Annotated in this window: 14 protein-coding genes and 4 tRNA genes; 9 read left to right on the forward strand and 9 right to left on the reverse strand. The window is 70.4% G+C overall.

Features of this window, described 5'->3' with window-relative positions; translation table 11 throughout:
- The 3 genes from ABZ565_RS19605 to ABZ565_RS19615 all read right to left on the reverse strand — a co-directional run.
- On the reverse strand, positions 1-1,891 hold a 1,891-nt coding region (locus ABZ565_RS19605), incomplete at its 3' end, for a DEAD/DEAH box helicase (protein WP_361028450.1).
- Between the two features lie 241 nt (positions 1,892-2,132).
- Positions 2,133-2,720 (reverse strand): hypothetical protein, encoded by a 588-nt coding sequence (locus tag ABZ565_RS19610; RefSeq protein ID WP_361028096.1) that lies wholly within the window; start codon positions 2,718-2,720, stop codon positions 2,133-2,135.
- A 136-nt stretch (positions 2,721-2,856) separates the two neighbouring features.
- Entirely contained in the window at positions 2,857-3,207 is a 351-nt protein-coding gene (locus ABZ565_RS19615) for a metallopeptidase family protein (protein ID WP_018101725.1), read from the reverse strand.
- A gap of 86 nt (positions 3,208-3,293) precedes the next feature.
- Between ABZ565_RS19615 and ABZ565_RS19620 the strand changes: the two genes are divergently transcribed.
- From ABZ565_RS19620 to ABZ565_RS19645, 6 genes are all read left to right on the forward strand, one after another.
- Complete coding sequence (locus ABZ565_RS19620; protein ID WP_361028099.1) at positions 3,294-4,811, forward strand: metallophosphoesterase; 1,518 nt, start codon at positions 3,294-3,296, stop codon at positions 4,809-4,811.
- Between the two features lie 80 nt (positions 4,812-4,891).
- Positions 4,892-4,964, forward strand: a tRNA-Glu gene (locus tag ABZ565_RS19625).
- A gap of 38 nt (positions 4,965-5,002) precedes the next feature.
- Positions 5,003-5,077, forward strand: a tRNA-Asp gene (locus tag ABZ565_RS19630).
- A gap of 24 nt (positions 5,078-5,101) precedes the next feature.
- Positions 5,102-5,178 (forward strand) — tRNA-Phe (locus ABZ565_RS19635).
- Between the two features lie 124 nt (positions 5,179-5,302).
- Positions 5,303-9,223 carry an ATP-dependent RNA helicase HrpA gene (gene hrpA / locus ABZ565_RS19640; protein WP_361028102.1) on the forward strand — a complete coding sequence of 1,307 codons (3,921 nt, stop codon included), beginning with the start codon at positions 5,303-5,305 and terminating at the stop codon, positions 9,221-9,223.
- A 105-nt stretch (positions 9,224-9,328) separates the two neighbouring features.
- A tRNA-Asp gene (locus ABZ565_RS19645) sits at positions 9,329-9,403 on the forward strand.
- A gap of 788 nt (positions 9,404-10,191) precedes the next feature.
- Here the strand turns inward: ABZ565_RS19645 and bldC are convergent.
- A complete protein-coding gene (bldC, locus tag ABZ565_RS19650) occupies positions 10,192-10,398 on the reverse strand; it encodes a developmental transcriptional regulator BldC (RefSeq protein ID WP_003949541.1) in 207 nt (68 codons plus the stop codon).
- A 534-nt stretch (positions 10,399-10,932) separates the two neighbouring features.
- The gene (locus tag ABZ565_RS19655) at positions 10,933-11,778 is read right to left on the reverse strand and encodes a hypothetical protein (protein ID WP_361028105.1); all 846 of its coding nucleotides are present in this window, start codon (positions 11,776-11,778) and stop codon (positions 10,933-10,935) included.
- Positions 11,779-11,956: 178 nt separating this feature from the next.
- On the opposite strand from ABZ565_RS19655, the gene ABZ565_RS19660 reads away from it, so the two are divergent.
- Together ABZ565_RS19660 and ABZ565_RS19665 are read left to right on the forward strand one after the other, a co-directional pair.
- Complete coding sequence (locus tag ABZ565_RS19660) at positions 11,957-13,048, forward strand: Glu/Leu/Phe/Val dehydrogenase dimerization domain-containing protein (protein WP_361028108.1); 1,092 nt, start codon at positions 11,957-11,959, stop codon at positions 13,046-13,048.
- A gap of 290 nt (positions 13,049-13,338) precedes the next feature.
- Positions 13,339-13,596, forward strand: coding sequence for a DUF3073 domain-containing protein (locus tag ABZ565_RS19665; RefSeq protein WP_073966783.1), 258 nt, complete (start codon positions 13,339-13,341; stop codon positions 13,594-13,596).
- A gap of 126 nt (positions 13,597-13,722) precedes the next feature.
- On the opposite strand, the gene purM is transcribed toward ABZ565_RS19665, so the two are convergent.
- From purM to ABZ565_RS19685, 4 genes are all read right to left on the reverse strand, one after another.
- The gene (purM, locus tag ABZ565_RS19670) at positions 13,723-14,796 is read right to left on the reverse strand and encodes a phosphoribosylformylglycinamidine cyclo-ligase (RefSeq protein WP_361028111.1); all 1,074 of its coding nucleotides are present in this window, start codon (positions 14,794-14,796) and stop codon (positions 13,723-13,725) included.
- A gap of 60 nt (positions 14,797-14,856) precedes the next feature.
- On the reverse strand, positions 14,857-16,383 hold the full coding sequence (purF, locus tag ABZ565_RS19675; RefSeq protein WP_073966781.1) for an amidophosphoribosyltransferase: 1,527 nt from the start codon (positions 16,381-16,383) through the stop codon (positions 14,857-14,859).
- A gap of 410 nt (positions 16,384-16,793) precedes the next feature.
- Positions 16,794-17,594 (reverse strand): sterol carrier family protein, encoded by an 801-nt coding sequence (locus tag ABZ565_RS19680; protein ID WP_361028115.1) that lies wholly within the window; start codon positions 17,592-17,594, stop codon positions 16,794-16,796.
- Positions 17,595-17,656: 62 nt separating this feature from the next.
- Entirely contained in the window at positions 17,657-18,295 is a 639-nt protein-coding gene (locus ABZ565_RS19685) for a helix-turn-helix domain-containing protein (protein WP_361028118.1), read from the reverse strand.
- A gap of 124 nt (positions 18,296-18,419) precedes the next feature.
- On the opposite strand from ABZ565_RS19685, the gene ABZ565_RS19690 reads away from it, so the two are divergent.
- On the forward strand, positions 18,420-19,952 hold the full coding sequence (locus ABZ565_RS19690; RefSeq protein WP_361028121.1) for an MFS transporter: 1,533 nt from the start codon (positions 18,420-18,422) through the stop codon (positions 19,950-19,952).
- The last annotated feature ends 28 nt before the right edge of the window (positions 19,953-19,980 follow it).

Genomic DNA, 19,980 nt, shown 5'->3' on the forward strand with positions numbered 1-19,980 from the left:
GGTCGTCGCGGCGCTCGAAGGAACGGCCACCACGGTCGTCCCGGCGGTCGCCACCGGAGCGGAAACCGCCCGAAGGACGGTCGTCACGACGGTCGCGGTTGAACGACGGACGGTCGTCGCGGCGCTCGAAGGAACGGCCACCACGGTCGTCCCGGCGGTCGCCACCGGAGCGGAAACCGCCCGAAGGACGGTCGTCACGACGGTCGCTGCTGCTGCGGAACGAGGGGCGGTCGCTGTTGCCCCGGTAGCCGCTCTGGCCGGCGGGGCGGCCGGAGCGCTCGCCGACGCGGTCGTCGCGGCGGTCGTTGCCCCGGTAGCCACCACCGCGGTTGTCGCGGCGCTCGTAGTTGCCCCGGTCGTCGCGGCGGTCCTCGCGCACGGCCGGCTGCTCCGGCACGGAGGCGGCGGCAGCCGCGAGGGCGGCCTCGGCCTCGGCGGTGACCTCGGCCACGGCGGCCTCGGGGTCGTCGCCGCGCTCACGGGCGGCACGCGCCACCAGGCGGTCGGCCTCCTCGCGGAGCTCGACGGCGCGGCGCTGGGCGCGCTCCAGCTGCTTGGTCAGCTCGGCGGCCTCGCGCTCGGCCTGCTTCGCGGCGTTGTTCGCGGAGTCGGCCTGGACCTCGGTGAGCGAACGGGCGCCGGTGATCTCGGCGACCTCCGGCTCGAAGACGCCCGCGCCCTGCACGATGTGGCGCGAGGCGTCGACGCCTGCGTCCTCCATCAGGCGGAAGATCTGGCGGCGCTGGTGCGGCAGGGCCAGCGAGACGACCACGCCGGACTTGCCGGCCCGGGCAGTACGGCCCGAGCGGTGCAGGTAGTCCTTGTGGTCACCGGCCGGGTCCACGTTCAGGACCAGGTCGATGCCGTCGACGTGGATACCGCGCGCGGCGACGTCGGTCGCGACGAGCGCGTTGACGTACCCCTTCTTGAAGTCCTCCAGGACCCGGGTGCGCGCGCCCTGCGTCATGCCGCCGTGCAGCGCGTCCGCCTTGACGCCCGCGTCGACGAGCTGCTCGGCGATGCGGTCGGCGCCCAGCTGGGTGCGGACGAAGATGATCGTGCGGCCCTTGCGGGCGGCGATCGCGGAGGTGACCGGCGCCTTGTCCTTCGGCTTCACGACGAGGACGTGGTGCGACATGGTCGAGACGTTGCCCTGGGCGGAGTCGACCTCGTGGGTGACCGGGTTGCTCAGGTAGCGCTTGACCAGCGTGCCGATCTCGTTCTCCATGGTGGCGGAGAAGAGCATGCGCTGGCCGCCGCCGGGGATCTGGTCCAGGAGCTCGGTGACCTCGGGCAGGAAGCCCAGGTCGGACATCTGGTCGGCCTCGTCGAGGACGGCGACCTGGACGTTCTCCAGCGAGCACGCGCCGCGGTTGATGATGTCGCGCAGCCGGCCCGGAGTGGCGACGAGGATGTCGACGCCGCGCTCCAGGGCGTAGATCTGGTTGCCCATCGACGTACCGCCGCAGACGACCTTCATCTTCAGGCCGAGCACGTCGCCGTACGGCTGGAGCGCGTCCGCGACCTGCATCGCGAGCTCACGGGTCGGGGTGAGGATGATCGCGCGGGGCTTCTTCTTCTCGGTGCGGCCTTCCGCCAGGGCGGAGAGGGTCGGCAGACCGAAGGAGAGGGTCTTGCCGGAGCCGGTACGGCCGCGGCCCAGGATGTCCTTGCCGGCCAGGGCGTCCGGGATGGTCGCCGCCTGGATCGGGAAGGGCGTGGTCACACCGTTCTGCGCGAGCTTGCGGACGATGCCCTCGGGCAGGCCCAGATCGGCGAAGGTGACGGTCGGCTCGGCCGGCTCAGCAGCCTCGACGGCCTCGGCCTCGGCCTCGGCCACGACGGCCTCGGCGACAGCGGTGAGCTCGTCGTTCTCGACGTTCTCGGGCATGACGGTGTGGTCAGAACTGGAAATTGACATGCGAAATGCGAAACCTTCCGGAGTCTCGGCACGCGCCCATAACTCCGTGATTTCGCAATGTCGACCGCCTCAATGCGGTCCAGCCACGGCAAGGGAGAGTACGCGCCACACGGCGCTCTTCTGTGTCGGCGCCGGGCAATGGGATCAAACGATCTACCACCATACGCACTCTCCCCCACATCGCGCAACCCGCCTCCCGCCGGCCTCCCCCTCAGACCGGTCCCACCTGCGGTGATGCCTCCGGCGTCCGCAGCGCCGGCACCCCGTCGCGCCACCCCATGGCATCGGTACGGAACTGAGCGGCCGGAGACGCCGAGGGCACCGGAGGCGCGGACTCCGAGGGCTCCGGACCGGGCTCCTGCGGGTCCGGCGGCGCGGGCGTGTCCGCCGGATCCTGCGGGCCGGGTACGGGGTCGGGGTCGGCCGGCACCGAAGCCTCCGGCGGCGCGGGCTCGGGCGGGCCCGCCGGTACGGGGGGACGTGCGGCCCGGTCCCGGTCCCCGCCCTCGTCCGGCCCGCCCCTGGACCCCTCGGCGGCCGGGGCACTCCCGGAGGGCGACGCTGAAGCGCTCGTCCCGGCGCCCCGTCGCTCCGACTGCGCACCGGCGCCCCCGAACCGGGAGCGGCCGGTCCCCGTCACCGTGGAGCCGTTCGGCTCGACGGCGGCGCCCTTCGGCTCGGCGGACCGCGAGGGCGCCGGTTCCGCCCCGTCGGAGCCGACGCTCATACAGCCGGTGGACGTGACGAGCGTGACAGCGGTGACCGCTGCCCAGCGGACGGGAACGGAGAACTGGCGCACGGGGGCACCTCCGGGGGGCGCGAGGAAGGACGGGGCCTGACATGAACGAGCCGGGTGCGCTGTGCCCAACTCCCGCGACCCCGCCCGGGACACGCCCGCCGGGCCGGCTCCTTCCCCACGGCGCCCCGCGCTCGGCTCACCCGTAGCCGAGCGCGTGCAGCCTCTCGTCATCGATGCCGAAGTGATGGGCGATCTCATGGACGACGGTGATCTCCGTCTCGGCCACCACGTCCTCGCGCGTCTCGCACATCCGCAGCGTCGGACCCCGGTAGATCGTGATCCGGTCCGGCAGCACACCCGCGTACCACTCACCGCGCTCGGTCAGCGGCGTGCCCTCGTACAGCCCGAGCAGCTCCGGGTCGTCGGACTCCGGCTCGTCCTCGACGAAGACCGCGACGTTGTCCATCAGCCGGGTCAGCTCCGGCGGAATCCGGTCCAGCGCTTCGGCGACCAGTTCCTCGAACGCTTCCCGCGTCATCTCCAGCACCCGGCCATTGTCCCGTACGGCCACCCGGCCCGCCCAGGTCCCGGCACCCGGGCATACCCGCACCACGACTGGGGCAGGGGCACCCAATGGCCCGCGCCCGACTCCCCTTCCGCCGCCCGGTACCCCACCGCGCCGCCCACGGGCCCCTCGCCGCGCCCCGGCCGTTCGTCCGGGCCCTCGGACTGGTCGTCGTGGTGCTGTTCGGCGCCTGGCTCGGGCTGCTCGCGGTCGGCAGCGTCCGGACGACCGTGGGGCCGATGGACACGACGATGACCCTGCGCCCCTCGCTGAGCGGCGGCACCAAGATCAACGTGTCCCCGCTCGGCGCCCTGGAGCTGGACTCGCACCACGCCCCGGTCCGCCTCGACGTGGACGTGGACCGGCTCGACCCGGTCCGCTCGCAGGCCCTGGTCCAGCACCCCGAGCGGCTGGCCGGGCTGGAGGACGAGGTCACGTCGGACGTCGCGTCGGGCACCCGCGAGCTGGCCCTGCGCTCCTGCGTGGCGGTGGTGACCGGGGCGACGGCGCTGGGCCTCGCGGTCTACCGCCGGCCGCGCCGGGCCCTGGCCGCCGGAGGGCTGGCCCTCGCGCTGCTGGCCGCTTCCGGCGTCGGCGCGTACGCCACCTGGAACCCGAAGTCGGTCCTGGAGCCCAAGTTCTCCGGGCTGCTCTCCAGCGCCCCTTCGGTCGTCGGCGACGCCCGCTCGATCGTCAGCGACTTCGACGTCTACCAGCAGGAACTGGCCCGTCTGGTCACCAACGTCACCAAGCTGTACGACGCCACCTCGACGCTCCCCGTCTACAGCCCGGACCCGGCGACCCTGCGCGTCCTGCACGTCTCGGACGTCCATCTGAACCCGGCCGCGTGGCACATCATCGGCTCGCTCGTGAAGCAGTACGACATCGACGTGATCATCGACTCCGGCGACACCATGGACCACGGCGCCGCCGTCGAGAACAGCTTCCTGGACCCCATCGCCGACCTCGGCGCCCCCTACATCTGGGTGCGCGGGAACCACGACTCGGCGGTGACGCAGAAGTACCTGGAGAACGCGAAGCGCTTCAAGAACGTGCACGTCCTGGACCAGGGCCGGGCGGTGACCGTCGGCGGGCTGCGGATCGCCGGGATCGGGGACCCGCAGTTCACGCCCGACCGCACGGGCCCCGAACAGGCCGAGGACGTCGAGGGCGTGGCCGGCCGCACCCTCGCCGCCGCCCTGCGCGAGCAGCAGCGGTCCGGCACCCCCGTCGACATCGCCGTCGCCCATGAGCCGGAAGCGGTGAAGGAGACGGACGGCGAGGTGCCGCTGGCGCTGGCCGGCCATGTGCACCACCGGCAGAACGAGGTCCTGAAGGGCGGCACCCGCCTCATGGTCGAGGGCTCCACGGGCGGCGGCGGGCTGCGGGCCGTCCAGAACAAGAAGCCGGAACAGGTGCTCGCCTCGGTGCTCTATCTGGACCGCTCCACCCGCCGCCTGCAAGCCTGGGACGAGATCACCCTGGGCGGCCTGGGACTGACGACGGCCGAGGTCAGCCGCCATCTGCCCGAGCAGAAGCCGTCCCTCACGAGCCCGTCTCCGACCGCCCCGCACCCGTCCCCGTAAACCGTTTTGGCGAACGCCCCCGGCATCCCATATGCTTCTCACGTCCCCGACGCGCTGCAAGGCGCGCAGGTGGGCCCTTAGCCCTCATCGTCTAGTGGCCCAGGACGCCGCCCTTTCAAGGCGGTAGCACGGGTTCGAATCCCGTTGGGGGCACGCTTGAACGTGTGCGAGACTTGTCTCGCACATTGCTTGGTCCTGTGGAGCAGTTAGGAGTGCTCGCCACCCTGTCAAGGTGGAGGCCGCGGGTTCAAATCCCGTCAGGACCGCAGAGGTTTCACGTGAAACCTTGTGGCTGGGTAGCTCAGTTGGTACGAGCGATCGCCTGAAAAGCGATAGGTCGCCGGTTCGATCCCGGCCCCAGCCACCACCCGAAGGCCCCGTCCGGTGGACGGGGCCTTTGTCGTGCCGGACCGCCTCCGCCCTCCCCGGAGGGACCGACGCCCGAAATGGGTTCGCCCTTCCTCCGGCCCGGGTGAGATCCTGGGATCCGTATGTCTACTTCCTTCGCCGATCTCCAGTCCCGGCTCGCGCAGCTCTCGCTCCGCGACGCGAACCGGCTCGGCCGCCGCCTCGAAGGCGCCCGCCGCATCCGCAAGCCCGAGGCCCAGCGTGCCGTGCTGGACGAGATCGCCGCCCAGGCGGACAAGGCAGCCGGGCGGCTTGAGCAGCGGGCCGGCCGGATGCCCGCCATCACGTACCCCGAACAGCTTCCGGTCAGCCAGAAGAAGGACGCGATCCTGGAGGCGATACGCGACCACCAGGTCGTGATCGTCGCCGGTGAGACCGGCTCCGGCAAGACCACCCAGATCCCCAAGATCTGCATGGAGCTGGGCCGGGGCCTCCGGGGCATGATCGGGCACACCCAGCCGCGCCGGATCGCCGCGCGTACGGTGGCCGAGCGGATCGCCGACGAGCTGAAGACGCCGCTCGGCGAGACCGTCGGCTGGAAGGTCCGCTTCACCGACCAGGTGAACCCGGACGCGACCTTCGTCAAACTGATGACGGACGGCATCCTGCTCGCCGAGATCCAGACGGACCGCGAGCTGCTCGCGTACGACACGATCATCATCGACGAGGCCCACGAGCGGTCGCTGAACATCGACTTCCTGCTCGGCTATCTGGCCCGGCTGCTGCCCAGGCGCCCCGATCTGAAGGTCGTCGTCACCTCCGCGACCATCGACCCGGAACGCTTCTCGCGCCACTTCGGTGACGCGCCGATCATCGAGGTCAGCGGGCGTACGTACCCGGTGGAGGTGCGGTACCGGCCGCTGCTCGAAGAGGACGGCGACGATGCCGACCGGGACCAGATCACCGCGATCTGCGACGCCGTGGACGAGCTCCAGGGCGAGGGCCCCGGCGACGTCCTGGTCTTCCTCTCCGGCGAGCGCGAGATCCGCGACACCGCCGACGCACTCGGCAAACGCCACCTGCGCAACACCGAGGTGCTCCCCCTCTACGCGCGCCTGTCGCACGCCGAGCAGCACCGGGTGTTCCAGCGCCACACCGGCCGCAGGATCGTGCTGGCCACCAACGTCGCCGAGACCTCGCTGACCGTCCCCGGCATCAAGTACGTGATCGACCCGGGCACCGCCCGCATCTCCCGCTACAGCCACCGCACCAAGGTGCAGCGGCTGCCGATCGAGCGGATCTCGCAGGCCAGCGCCAACCAGCGCAAGGGCCGCTGCGGCCGTACCTCGGACGGCATCTGCATCCGGCTGTACTCCGAGGACGACTTCCTGACCCGCCCGGAGTTCACCGACGCGGAGATCCTGAGGACGAACCTGGCCTCCGTCATCCTCCAGATGACCGCCGCCGGCCTCGGCGACATCGAGAAGTTCCCCTTCATCGACCCGCCGGACCACCGCAACATCCGCGACGGCGTACAGCTCCTCCAGGAACTCGGCGCGCTCGACCCCGCGGAGAAGGATCCGAAGAAGCGGCTCACCCCGCTCGGCCGCAAGCTCTCGCAGCTGCCGGTGGACCCGCGCCTCGCCCGTATGGTCGTCGAGGCCGACCGCAACGGCTGCGTCCGCGAGGTCATGGTCATCGCCGCCGCGCTCTCCATCCAGGACCCCCGCGAGCGGCCGTCCGACAAGCAGACGCAGGCCGACCAGCAGCACGCCCGGTTCAAGGACGAGACGTCCGACTTCCTGGCCTTCCTGAACCTCTGGCGGTACATCCGCGAGCAGCAGAAGGAGCGCGGCTCCTCCAGCTTCCGCCGGATGTGCAAGCAGGAGTACCTGAACTTCCTCCGCATCCGCGAGTGGCAGGACATCTACGCCCAGCTGCGCTCGGTCGCCAAGCAGATGGGCATCGAGCTCAATGAGGACGACGCCCCCGAGCAGTCGGTGCACACCTCGCTGCTGGCCGGGCTGCTGTCGCACATCGGGCTGAAGGACACCGAGAAGAACGAGTACCTGGGCGCCCGCAGCGCCAAGTTCGCGATCTTCCCCGGTTCGGCGCTCTTCAAGAAGCAGCCGCGGTTCGTGATGTCGGCGGAGCTCGTGGAGACCTCCCGGCTCTGGGCGCGGGTCAACGCCAAGGTCGAGCCGGAGTGGATCGAGCCGCTGGCCCAGCACCTGCTGAAGCGCACCTACAGCGAGCCGCACTGGGAGAAGGACCAGGCCGCGGTGATGGCGTACGAGCGGGTCACGCTGTACGGCGTGCCGATCGTCGCCCAGCGCAAGATCAATTTCGGCCGGATCGACCAGGAGGCCTCGCGGGACCTCTTCATCCGCAACGCCCTGGTCGAGGGCGACTGGCGCACGCACCACCAGTTCTTCCACGACAACCGCAAACTGCTCGGCGAGGTCGAGGAACTGGAGCACCGCGCCCGGCGCCGCGACATCCTCGTGGACGACGAGACGCTGTTCGACTTCTACGACCAGCGCATCCCCGAACACATCGTCTCCGGCGCCCACTTCGACTCGTGGTGGAAGCACAAGCGGCGCGACGAGCCGGACGCGCTCGACTTCGAGCGCTCGATGCTCATCAACGAGAAGGCCGGGGCCGTCACCAAGGACGACTACCCGGATTCCTGGCGGCAGGGAAAGCTCAAGTTCCGGGTGACCTACCAGTTCGAGCCGGGCGCGGACGCCGACGGTGTGACCGTCCACATTCCGCTTCAGGTGCTGAACCAGGTGACGTCCGAGGGCTTCGACTGGCAGATCCCTGGCCTGCGCGAGGAAGTCGTCACCGAACTGATCCGCTCGCTGCCCAAGCCGATCCGCCGGCACTACGTGCCCGCGCCGAACTACGCCGACAAGTTCCTGGACCGGGCCGTGCCCCTCCAGGAACCGCTGCCGGTGACGCTCGCCCGTGAGCTCCAGCGGATGGTCGGGGTCCCCGTCACCGCCGACGACTTCGACCTGAGCCGGGTCCCCGACCACCTCAAGATCACCTTCCGGATCGTGGACGAGCGGCGCCGCAGGGTCGCCGAGGACAAGGACCTGGAGGCGCTGAAGCTCCGGCTGCGCCCGAAGGCCCGTCAGGCCCTCTCCAAGGCCGCCGCGGCCACCGCCGGGCCCTCCGGCGAGTCCATCGAGCGCTCGGGCCTGAAGGACTGGACGATCGGCACGCTGGACAAGGTCTTCGAGACACGGAGGGCCGGCCAGCCGGTCAAGGCGTACCCGGCGCTGGTGGACCAGGGCGAGACCGTGGCCGTACGCCTCTTCGACACGGAGGCCGAGCAGCAGCAGGCGATGTGGCGGGGCACCCGGAAGCTGATCCTGCTGAACATCCCGGTGAACCCGGCGAAGTTCGCGTCGGACAAGCTGACGAACCAGCAGAAGCTGGCCCTGTCCCGCAATCCGCACGGCTCGATCCAGGCCCTCTTCGACGACTGCGCGACGGCGGCCGCCGACCGGCTGATCGCCGCGCACGGCGGCCCCGCCTGGGACGAGGCGTCCTTCCGGACGCTGTACGACAAGGTGCGCGCGGACCTGGTGGACCTCACCGTGCGCACGATCGGCCAGGTGCAGCAGATCCTGGCGGCCTGGCAGGCGTGCGAGCGCCGGCTGAAGGCCACCAACAGCCTGGTCCTGATCAACAACGTCACGGACGTACGCGATCACCTGGCGCGCCTGATGCCGCCCGGCTTCGTCACCGCGACCGGGCTGCGCAGGCTGCCCGACCTGATGCGCTATCTGGTGGCCGAGGACCGCAGGCTCCAGCAGATGCCGACCAACGTCCAGCGCGACACCACGCGCATGGAGAAGGTCCACGAGATGCAGGACGAGTACGCCTGGCTGCTGGAGCAGCTGCCCAAGGGCCGGCCCGTCCCGCAGGAGGTGCTGGACATCCGGTGGATGATCGAGGAGCTGCGGGTGAGCTACTTCGCGCACGCCCTGGGCACCGCGTTCCCCGTCTCGGACAAACGGATCGTGAAGGCGATCGACGCCGCCGCGCCCTAGCGCGTCTCCGTAACGGGACCGCCACCCGCAGTGAGTTCGACCGCACCCGCCGCACTCCTGTACAGTCTGTTTTCGCAGCCGGACGCGAGGAAGGCAGCGAAACCTGGTCCTGTGGAGCAGTTAGGAGTGCTCGCCACCCTGTCAAGGTGGAGGCCGCGGGTTCAAATCCCGTCAGGACCGCAGAACGAAAGCCCGGATCGTATCGATCCGGGCTTTCGCGCGTCTTGACTGCGGCGTCCGCCGACGAGTACTCAGAAACCGGGCCGCCCCCGGTTTTCCGGAGCGGGGCGGCGCGCACCCACCGGGAGGTGGCGCGATGAGGGGCGGTCACGGGCGCGAGTCACCGCGAGCGGGCACCCTGCCTGCCACGGCTCGCCCTGAAGCCCGTACCTGCCCCACAGGCCGCCCGGACACCGGATGAGCGCCACCGGACCGCCCGAGCCGCCCTCGAGGCCCCGACGGGCCTCCGTACGGCCTTCACCGAGCCGGGACGTAAGTCCTCCCACGACATGACCTTCGGCGCGGCCATCGACTTCCTCACAGTGGCAGGCTCGTAGTTGGCAACACTCATGCGGTGTGACGGGTGTCACTGAATCAGTTTTGAGAAGGGGTGCCTTTACACCCTTCCTACAACTAGCGAATTTAATATGTGCAATTGCACCTCCCGGAAGGATGTCTTCCGGATACCCCCGCACCGCCCGCCGACGCCCCCTCCGCGGACCCCGGCCGCCGGGCCGGGCTGCGAGAACGGCGTCGTAGGCCGACAGGGAGCGGGGTGCGGAGCGGAAGCGGTCCGGGCGCAAAAAAATCGCGCTGGACCCGGCGGAGTCCAGCGCGATCGGATGACATGACCCGTGCGGCACAGGTATGGCGCCCGTTGGGGCGGGCGCCCGTCATATGGAGCTATGGGTGAGCAAGTGGGTTGGGGGACCCAAAAGCCCAGGTGTGACGGGGTGACAGGGGGTTTGTCAGGCCTCGCTGCGCTGCTGCGGAATACCCGCAAGCAGTGCGCGGACCTCTGCCTCGCGGTACCGGCGATGCCCACCGAGCGTGCGGATGGACGTGAGCTTGCCTGCCTTCGCCCAACGGGTAACCGTCTTCGGGTCCACGCGGAACATCGTGGCAACCTCAGCCGGGGTCAGCAGCGGCTCGGCATCAGGGGTGCGAGCGGTCATGAGCGGCCTCCTCGGGAGAACCGAACCATCTCGGTTCTTTCCTCTAAATTCTGCACCTTGACCCACGTTGCCCGAAATGGCGGACGCGGGCCGAGTCGGTTATAGGACGAACGGCTTGTCCTCGGCACTACAACTACACCATCCGTCCAGCCACGTCGGCCAAACCGATGGAATTGCCCTCCCAGGTGTTCATCAGCGACGGAAAGCCGATGGACCATGCCATAGCGGACAGTCACACCACCGTGACGATCAGTCACAGAGCGATCAGGAGTCATCAGACCCCCCATAGCGTGCAATGCTGAGCGATCCGCCCATACATGGACGGATGGAGTCCTCACCGGACTCCTTGTCCTATTTTGGCACGAGGGGTGGGGAAGGGCGCAAGGGCCCCGTAAGTGCTATCCATCACGGTTGAGGCAAAGGCCCGGTTCGGGACGTAGGTCCCGCCGCCCCTCGGGCACCTTCCGCCTCTTCACCCACACGTGTCACATCCGACACCGGTTCACGAGCCGTCCGTGCAGGGTGCCTCGGCGGTCAGTTGGCGAACTGACGGTCCCTTACGGCCCGCCAGCGCTCCGCGAGACGCGCATACGCCTCGGCCGCCCGCTCCGCGTCGCCCGCCCGCAGCGCGGCGATCCCCTCCGCCACGTCGGCGGCGCTCCGGTCGACGCTGAGCTCCCGCTCCGGCAGCGCGTGCACGAGCCCGCCGTAGTCCAGCTCCACGAGCGAGCGCGGGTGGAACTCCTCCAGCCACCGCCCGACGTCCACGAGCCCCGCGGTCAGCGGCCCCTCGTCCATCGTCTCCCGCAGCGTCCGCAGCGACCTGGCCAGCCGGCGCCGGGCCTCGACCATCGGCGTCCGGTACCGGAACACCGGAGGCTCTCCGTCCGGGCCGGCGACCACATGCTCCCGCTCCTCGTCGGCGAACAGCACGAACCAGCGCACCGGAACCTGCCACACCGCCGTCCTGATCCACGGCCGGGCGTCCGGATTGCGCTCCGCCCACCGCTCGTGGTCGGCCAGCGCCTGGCCGCGGACCACCGGCGGCAGCACCGCGTCCAGGACCGGCCCGGGGAACAGCTCCGCCAGTCCGTCCAGAGCCAGCCAGCCGCGCAGCCGGGTCCGCCACGGGCACACGCACACCACACCGTCCACCTCGGCCACGAACGCGTCGGCGCTCTCGTGCGCCGGCACACCGGCGGGCGGGGTGGCCGCCAAGTCGGCCAGTGAGCGCCTGAGTTCGTCCTGTGCCGTGGGCATCCGGTCACGGGCCGCATAACGGGCCCAGTGGGCGCGCTCGCCCTCCGGGAAGGCCGCCAGTGGCTCGTACACCCGGAGGTAGGACGCGTAGGGAACCAGCACCGAAGACACCACCGACATGCGGTGATCGTGTCACGCCTGTCCCCCGGTGGGGGGTGATCCTTGGCACTGGAACAGATCTACGTGGGGGTAGGACTTACGCTCTTGCCCAGCCGGGCCGTCCGTACGGCCGGTCCGGCGGGCCCTCCCCACCTTCAGGAGGGTCTTTTCCGCCGCTTCGTACTTGGGAGTCACCACAGTGACCGATGTGACCGGCGCGCCTGTCGATGTCCTGCACACCCTGTTCCACTCGGACCAGGGCGGACACGAACAAGTCGTCCTCTGCCAGGACCGGGCCAGCGGCCTCAAGGCCGTCATCGCCCTCCACTCCACCGCCCTGGGCCCCGCTCTCGGCGGCACCCGCTTCTACCCGTACGCCTCCGAGGCCGAGGCCGTCGCCGACGCGCTGAACCTCGCGCGCGGCATGTCGTACAAGAACGCCCTGGCCGGGCTCGACCACGGTGGCGGCAAGGCCGTCATCATCGGCGACCCCGAGCAGATCAAGAGCGAGGAACTGCTGCTGGCCTACGGCCGGTTCGTCGCCTCGCTCGGCGGCCGGTACGTGACGGCCTGCGATGTCGGCACCTATGTCGCCGACATGGACGTCGTGGCCCGCGAATGCCGCTGGACCACCGGCCGCTCCCCCGAGAACGGCGGCGCCGGCGACTCGTCGGTGCTCACCGCGTTCGGCGTCTTCCAGGGCATGCGGGCCTCGGCCCAGCACCTGTGGGGCGACCCGACGCTGCGTGGCCGAAAAGTGGGGGTCGCCGGCGTCGGCAAGGTCGGTCACTACCTGGTCGAGCACCTGCTCGCGGACGGCGCCGAGGTCGTGATCACCGATGTGCGCGAGGAGTCCGTGCGCCGGATCACCGACAAGCACCCCGAGGTCGCCGTCGCGGCTGACACCGAGGCGCTGATCCGCACCGAGGGCCTGGACATCTACGCCCCGTGCGCGCTGGGCGGGGCCCTCGACGACGACACCGTGCCGGTGCTCACCGCGAAGGTGGTGTGCGGCGCGGCCAACAACCAGCTCGCACACCCGGGCGTCGAGAAGGACCTGGCCGACCGCGCCATCCTGTACGCGCCCGACTACGTGGTGAACGCGGGCGGAGTCATCCAGGTCGCCGACGAGCTGCACGGCTTCGACTTCGACCGGTGCAAGGCGAAGGCGACGAAGATCTTCGACACCACGCTGGCCATATTCGCACGTGCGAAGGAAGACGGCATTCCGCCGGCCGCCGCGGCCGACCGGATCGCCGAGCAGCGCATGGCGGAGGCCCGCCGCCGCTGACCCGGCGCCCCTCCGTGCGGCCGCGACCCGCCGACCGGCGAGACAAGACTCACGCCGGTCGGCGGGTCGCCTGCCGATAAGAGGTTAAAATCGCAGTTGACCAGCGAGGACGGGGCGTCTCGAGGGTCCTCTTCCGGGGCGCGTGATGCGGGCGGCGTACCGTATGGCCGCGGAAGCAGGTACCGTTAAAGCTCTACAGGCACGGTCTCTCTGCCGAGAGTCCGTCCTGAAACATGAACGCGTGTCAAGACTCTGGGGCCGTCGAGCCCCGTCACCGAGGGGGTCGAGCCATGGGGCGCGGCCGGGCAAAGGCCAAGCAGACCAAGGTCGCCCGCCAGCTGAAATACAGCACCGGCGGGACGGACCTGTCGCGTCTGGCCAGTGAGCTGGGCGCATCGACTTCGAGTCAGCCACCGAACGCGGAGCCGTTCGAGGATGACGACGAGGAAGATGACCCGTACGCACAGTACGCGGATCTGTACAACAACGACGAGGACGAGGACGAGAACGACCAGTCCGGTCCGTCGTCCAAGCGCCGCGGCGCTTGACCTCGCGCTGACACATCACCCCGGTTCGGAGCTTCTCCGGACCGGGTTTTGTGCTGCCTGCGTACGGGAACGGAGGGGCGGCGGCCGGTGACCGGCCGGGCCCGTCGGCCCGGCCGGTGCTCCCGATCAGCGTGCGTACGAACCCACCAGCTCGGCGCCCGTCGCGTGGTCGCCACGGGCGGTGATCTCCCCGGCGACCCAGGAGTCGACACCCCGGTCGGCCAGCGTCGTCAGGGCCGCGTCCACGGACTCGGCGGGGACGACCGCGATCATGCCGACACCCATGTTGAGCGTCTTCTCCAGCTCCAGCTGCTCGACCTGGCCGGCCTTGCCGACGAGGTCGAACACCGCGCCCGGGGTCCACGTGGAGCGGTCCACCGTCGCGTGCAGGCTGTCCGGGATGACCCGGGCCAGGTTGTTGGCCAGGCCGCCGCCGGTGACGTGGCTGAACCCGTGCACCTCGGTCGTACGGGTGAGGGCCAGGCAGTCCAGCGAGTAGATCCGGGTCGGCTCCAGGAGCTCCTCGCCCAGGGTCCGGCCGAACTCCTCGACCTGGCGGTCCAGCGCCCAGCCGGCGCGGTCGAAGACCACGTGGCGGACGAGCGAGTACCCGTTCGAGTGAAGCCCGGAGGACGCCATGGCGATCACGGCGTCGCCCTCGCGGATGCGGTCGGGGCCCAGCAGGCGGTCGGCCTCGACCACGCCCGTACCCGCTCCGGCCACGTCGAAATCGTCCGCGCCCAGCAGCCCCGGGTGCTCGGCGGTCTCGCCGCCGACCAGCGCGCAGCCGGCCAGCACGCAGCCCTCGGCGATGCCCTTGACGATGGCCGCGACACGCTCGGGGTGCACCTTGCCGACGCAGATGTAGTCGGTCATGAACAGCGGCTCGGCGCCGCAGACGACGAGGTCGTCCACGACCATCCCGACGAGGTCGTGACCGATCGTGTCGTACACACCCATCTGGCGGGCGAGGTCGACCTTGGTGCCGACGCCGTCCGTGGCGGAGGCCAGGAGCGGACGCTCGTAGCGCTTGAGCGCCGAGGCGTCGAAGAGTCCGGCGAAGCCGCCGAGGCCGCCGAGACCCGCGACCTCGGGGCGCTGCGTCTTCTTCACCCACTCCTTCATCAGCTCGACGGCGCGGTCGCCGGCCTCGATGTCGACGCCCGCTGCCGCGTAGGAAGCACCTGTTGTCTCAGACATTGCCTGGGATCTTTCGTGTGGAGATACGGGGCTGGGGGAAGGGCTGCCGGACGGTCCGGGTCACGGACGCCGCAGCGCGTCGGACGCCGCGGTCGCCGCGGGGCCCGCCGCCAGCTCGGTCTCCAGCAGCTGCTTGCCGAGCAGCTCCGGGTCCGGGAGCTCCATCGGGTACTCGCCGTCGAAGCAGGCACGGCACAGGTTCGGCTTGTCGATCGTCGTCGCCTCGATCATCGAGTCGATCGAGATGTACGCGAGCGAGTCGGCGCCCATCGACGTGCCGATCTCCTCGACGGACATGCCGTTGGCGATCAGCTCGGCGCGGGTCGCGAAGTCGATGCCGAAGAAGCAGGGCCACTTCACCGGCGGGGACGAGATCCGGATGTGGATCTCGGCGGCGCCGGCCTCGCGGAGCATCCGGACCAGTGCGCGCTGGGTGTTGCCGCGGACGATCGAGTCGTCCACGACCACCAGGCGCTTGCCCTTGATGACTTCCTTGAGCGGGTTCAGCTTGAGGCGGATGCCCAGCTGGCGGATCGTCTGGGAGGGCTGGATGAAGGTCCGGCCGACGTAGGCGTTCTTCACCAGGCCGGCGCCGAACGGAATTCCGCTGGCCTCCGCGTAACCGATGGCGGCAGGGGTGCCGGACTCCGGCGTCGCTATGACCAGATCCGCCTCGACGGGCGCCTCGGCGGCCAGTTTGCGGCCCATCTCCACACGGGAGAGGTAGACGTTGCGGCCCGCGATGTCGGTGTCGGGGCGTGCCAGGTAGACGTACTCGAAGACACAGCCCTTGGGCTTCGCTTCCGCGAATCGCGAGGTACGCAGACCGTTCTCGTCGATGGCGACCATCTCGCCCGGCTCGATCTCGCGCACGAAGCTGGCGCCGCAGATGTCGAGGGCGGCGGACTCCGACGCGACGACCCAGCCGCGCTCCAGGCGTCCGAGGACCAGCGGGCGGATGCCCTGCGGGTCACGAGCCGCGTAGAGCGTGTGCTCGTCCATGAAGACCAGGGAGAAGGCGCCCCGCACCTCGGGAAGGACCTTGGCGGCCGCCTCCTCGATGGTCAGCGGCTTGCCGTCGTCGTCGGTCTGGCCGGCGAGCAGCGCGGTCACCAGGTCGGTGTCGTTGGTCGCGGCGACCTGGGTGGCGCGGCCGTCCTTGCGCGGGAGGTCGGCGACCATCTCCGCGAGCTGGGCCGTGTTGACCAGGTTCCCGTTGTGACCGAGGGCGATCGAGCCGTGCGCGGTCGCACGGAACGTCGGCTGCGCGTTCTCCCACACCGAGGCACCGGTGGTGGAGTAGCGGGCATGACCGACCGCGATATGGCCCTGGAGCGATCCCAGGGAGGTTTCGTCGAAGACTTGCGAGACCAGTCCCATGTCCTTGAAGACCAGGATCTGGGACCCGTTGCTCACTGCGATGCCCGCGGACTCCTGTCCACGGTGCTGCAGGGCATACAGTCCGAAATAGGTGAGCTTGGCGACCTCTTCGCCCGGAGCCCAGACACCGAAGACGCCGCAAGCGTCCTGGGGGCCCTTCTCTCCGGGGAGCAGGTCGTGGTTGAGTCGTCCATCACCACGAGGCACACCATCGAGTGTAGGGGAGATCGACCACTGGTCCGAATTGGGGATCCCTCGCTCCACCACCGGCGGAGCACCGTCGGAGCGCCCTCCCGGACCAGCCGGAACGGTCACGCACAGTCATCAAGGCCCTTCCCCGATCTACGCGCGGCAACCGCCGGAGGGCAGGCGGCGCCCGGAGCACGGGCCGTCCACCGACAGGTTCCGGCCACCCGGCAGAGCGCTTGAGCGGGCTCGTCGTGGCACTGCGTGAGCCGGTCCCCGGACTGCGCGAGCAAGCAGCCCGACCGGTCGTTTCGTGGCGAGCCTCACACCGCAGGCGCCCGGTATGCGGCATCTCGGGCCACCCACCGGGTGTTCCGGCCGGTCGTACGCTCAGCTGTTCCGGCCGGCCACCGAGGCGCCGAGCCCCGGGGTCAGCCCATCAGCGGCAGCAGCTCGGAGAGGTCCGCGCGCTCGCCGCTCGCGGCGACCTTCGCCGCTTCGACCTCACGCGCCCACTCCGTACGCCCGGTCGCCAGCCGTATCCAGGTGAGCGGGTCGGTCTCCACGACGTTGGGCGGGGTGCCCCGGGTGTGACGCGGCCCCTGGACGCACTGGACCACCGCGAACGGCGGTACCCGGACCTCGACCGAACCGCCGGGTGCCCGCTCGGCCAGCGCGTCGGCGAGGAGCCGGCTGCACGCGGCGAGCGCCTGCCGGTCGTACGGCACGGAGAGCCCGGTCGCCTCGTTGAGGTCCCAGGTGTGGACGACCAGCTCCACGGTGCGGGTGACCAGGAAGTCGCCGAGGCGCATCGCCCCGATCCGGGTGGCCAGCAGCCGGTCCTCGGAGGCGCCGGGCACCAGGGCCTCGAAGCGGGCGGCGACCTCCGCGTAGAGCGCGTCCAGGTCGGGGGCGGCGGCGGCCCGTTCGGCGGTGTCGTCCGCGATCCGGGGGGCGCGGGCCGCTGTGGTGAACGGCCACTCCAGGAGGGACACCTCGGGTTTGGCGAGGGCCGGGGCGGGAAGCTCCAGCGTCCGGCTGACGTGCGAGAGGGCCATGGTGATGTGCGCGGCGAGCTCGCGCACCGTCCAGTCACCGAGTCCGCTCGGCGCGGCGAGCTGCTGCGGGCTCAGCGTGCGCACGGCGTCCCGGACGTGGGCGAACTGGGCGAGGACCGCGGTGCGGGTCTTGACGGGGTCGTAGCGACGGGCGCGCTTCTGCGAGGGCGGCATGCCGGGGAGCCTACGACGCGGCACCGACAGGGCGTCCGCCCCGCATGGGCGAAGCCCCCGGGTCAGGCGCGGGTCGCGTAGTCGCCGAGGCCCTTCTCCAGCAGGTCGAAGCCCCGGTGGGCGAGGGCGACGGCGTCGGGGACGACCGCGGCGGCCGGCTCGCCGGCCAGTAGGCGCCTGCGGTTCTCGGTGAGCAGCGCGTTTCGCGTACCGAGGAGCTGGGAAGCGACGATGCGCGCGATGACCGGTTCCTCGCCCTCCTCGATCAGGGCCTCGGTGAGCTGGTCCTGCGTACGCACGAAGAAGGAGTGGGCGCGTGTGAGCAGGGCGGGTGTCTCCAGGATGAGCCGCACGATGCCGAGCGCCACCGGCGAGTCCCCCATGCCCACCGAGGGGTCGTGGCGTTCGACCGCCGCCACGAACTGCCGGCGCAACGCGGCGACCGCCGACTCACCGGGCGCGCGCTCCCGCACGATCCGGGCGGCATCGCCGACATGCTCCTCCAACGGCGCGAAGACCAGGTCTTCCTTGCTGTCGAAGTAATTGAAGACGGTCATTTTCGACACATCGGCCGCGTCGGCGATCTCCGCGACGGAGACCTGATCGAACCCGCGCTCGGAGAAGAGCTTGGTGGCCGTTTCCAGCAGCCGCCGCCGGGTTTCCCTCTTCTTGCGCTCGCGCAGGCCCATCCCCTCGGTCATACCCTCACTGTACCAGGATGAAAATTAATCCTGGATAAAAAATTGACCCAGTATATAAATCGGATGAACAGTGGGCTCGACCGCGGCGATGCGCGCCAGCACCGCTCAGGAGGGGATTCGAGTCATGCCCGGAACAGCCACCGCGCTCTCGCCACGACAGACGGCCGAGACCGAACAGCCGCCCAGCGGCCGGAGCGCCACGATCGCCGTGGCGCTCTGCATCGTCACGATCCTGCTGGCGGTGCTGGACTCGAACATCGTGTCCTCGGCGACCGTCCCCATCGTCCGCGACCTGGATCCGGTCCACGGCGTCGACCGGATCCCATGGCTGATCGCCGCCTATCAACTGGCCGCGACCGCCGCACTGCCCCTGTACGGCAAGCTCTGTGACTCCCTCGGCTCGAAGAAGGTCTTCATCGGGGCGCTCGCCACCTTCCTCACCGGATCCGCACTGTGCGGAATGGCCCAGTCCATGGGCGAGCTGATCGCCGCACGCGCCTTCCAGGGCATCGGCGGGGGCGGACTGATGAGCGTCACCATGGTCGTCCTCCACCAACTCGGCGCCGCGGCCGGGGCGAAGACGGGCAAGGCCGAGAAGAAGGCCAAGGGCGGCGACAAGAAGGGCAACATCGGCGGAATCATCGCCGGTGCGGGCATGGCGCTCGGCCCTTGGCTCGGCGGTGCCCTGGCCGACCACGCGGGCTGGCGCTGGATCTTCTACGTGAACCTGCCGGTCGGCATCACCGTCCTGATCGCCGCGGTCTTCGTGGTGAAGCTCCCCGTCCGCACGACGCGCCACCGCATCGACTTCCTCGGAGCCGGCCTCGCCGCCGCCTTCTCCACCGCGCTGCTCCTGGTCACCGAGTGGGGCGGCGAGGACTACGCGTGGACCTCGCCGGTCATCGTCGGCCTCGTCGTCGCCGCCGCCGTCGCGCTCGGCCTGTTCCTGTGGCGCCAGGCCACGGCCGCCGAACCGATCCTGCCGCTCTCGCTCTTCCGCCTGCGGACCATGCGGTGCGGCTTCGCGATCCAGGGGCTCGTGGGCGTCGCGATGATGGGGTCGATCGTCTACGTGATGATCTACCTCCAGGTGGTCCGCGGGGTCGCCGCGACCTCGGCCGGTCTCTTCCTGGTCCCGATGGCGACCGGGATGACCGTCGTCGGGCTCCTCTCGGGGCGCCTGGTCGCGGCCGGCTGGTCGCAGAAGACCTTCGTCGTCAGCGGCACGGTCTTCGCCTCGGCCGCCCTCGCCCTGCTGACCACCCTCGACCCGGACACCGGCCTGTGGACCGTGCGCGGCGCTCTGCTGCTCATGGGAATCGGCTTCGGCCAGCTCATCGGCCAGCTGATCCAGCTCGTCCAGGACACCGCCCCGCCGGCCCAGCTGGGCGTCGCCACCACCGGTGTCCGCTTCTTCCAGACCCTCGGCACCGCCCTGGGAGCCTCCCTCTTCGGGGCCGTGCTCAGCAGGGTCTACGCCGCCAAGGGCCCCGGTGGGACGACGAGCGGCATCGGCCGCCTCACCGGGACCGCCCGCGACCAGGCCCTGGACGCCTTCGTCTCCTCGACGGACGTGGTCTTCGCCTGCGCCACCGGAGCGATGATCCTCGCCCTGATCCTGGCGACCCGGCTGCCCGGCACCCGTACGAGCCCCTGACCCTTCCCCGTACGCGCACGGGCCGAAC

The sequence above is a fragment of the Streptomyces sp. NPDC016469 genome (assembly GCF_040632905.1).
Classification (GTDB): Bacteria; Actinomycetota; Actinomycetes; order Streptomycetales; family Streptomycetaceae; genus Streptomyces.

Excerpts from the sequence above, each read along its gene's own strand:
- ABZ565_RS19620 (WP_361028099.1), top strand. The coding sequence starts at position 3,294 with ATGGCCCGCGCCCGACTCCCCTTCCGCCGCCCGGTACCCCACCGCGCC.
- hrpA (WP_361028102.1), top strand. The coding sequence starts at position 5,303 with ATGTCTACTTCCTTCGCCGATCTCCAGTCCCGGCTCGCGCAGCTCTCG.
- bldC (WP_003949541.1), bottom strand. The coding sequence starts at position 10,398 with ATGACCGCTCGCACCCCTGATGCCGAGCCGCTGCTGACCCCGGCTGAG.
- ABZ565_RS19655 (WP_361028105.1), bottom strand. The coding sequence starts at position 11,778 with ATGTCGGTGGTGTCTTCGGTGCTGGTTCCCTACGCGTCCTACCTCCGG.
- ABZ565_RS19665 (WP_073966783.1), top strand. The coding sequence starts at position 13,339 with ATGGGGCGCGGCCGGGCAAAGGCCAAGCAGACCAAGGTCGCCCGCCAG.
- purM (WP_361028111.1), bottom strand. The coding sequence starts at position 14,796 with ATGTCTGAGACAACAGGTGCTTCCTACGCGGCAGCGGGCGTCGACATC.
- ABZ565_RS19680 (WP_361028115.1), bottom strand. The coding sequence starts at position 17,594 with ATGCCGCCCTCGCAGAAGCGCGCCCGTCGCTACGACCCCGTCAAGACC.
- ABZ565_RS19685 (WP_361028118.1), bottom strand. The coding sequence starts at position 18,295 with ATGACCGAGGGGATGGGCCTGCGCGAGCGCAAGAAGAGGGAAACCCGG.
- ABZ565_RS19690 (WP_361028121.1), top strand. The coding sequence starts at position 18,420 with ATGCCCGGAACAGCCACCGCGCTCTCGCCACGACAGACGGCCGAGACC.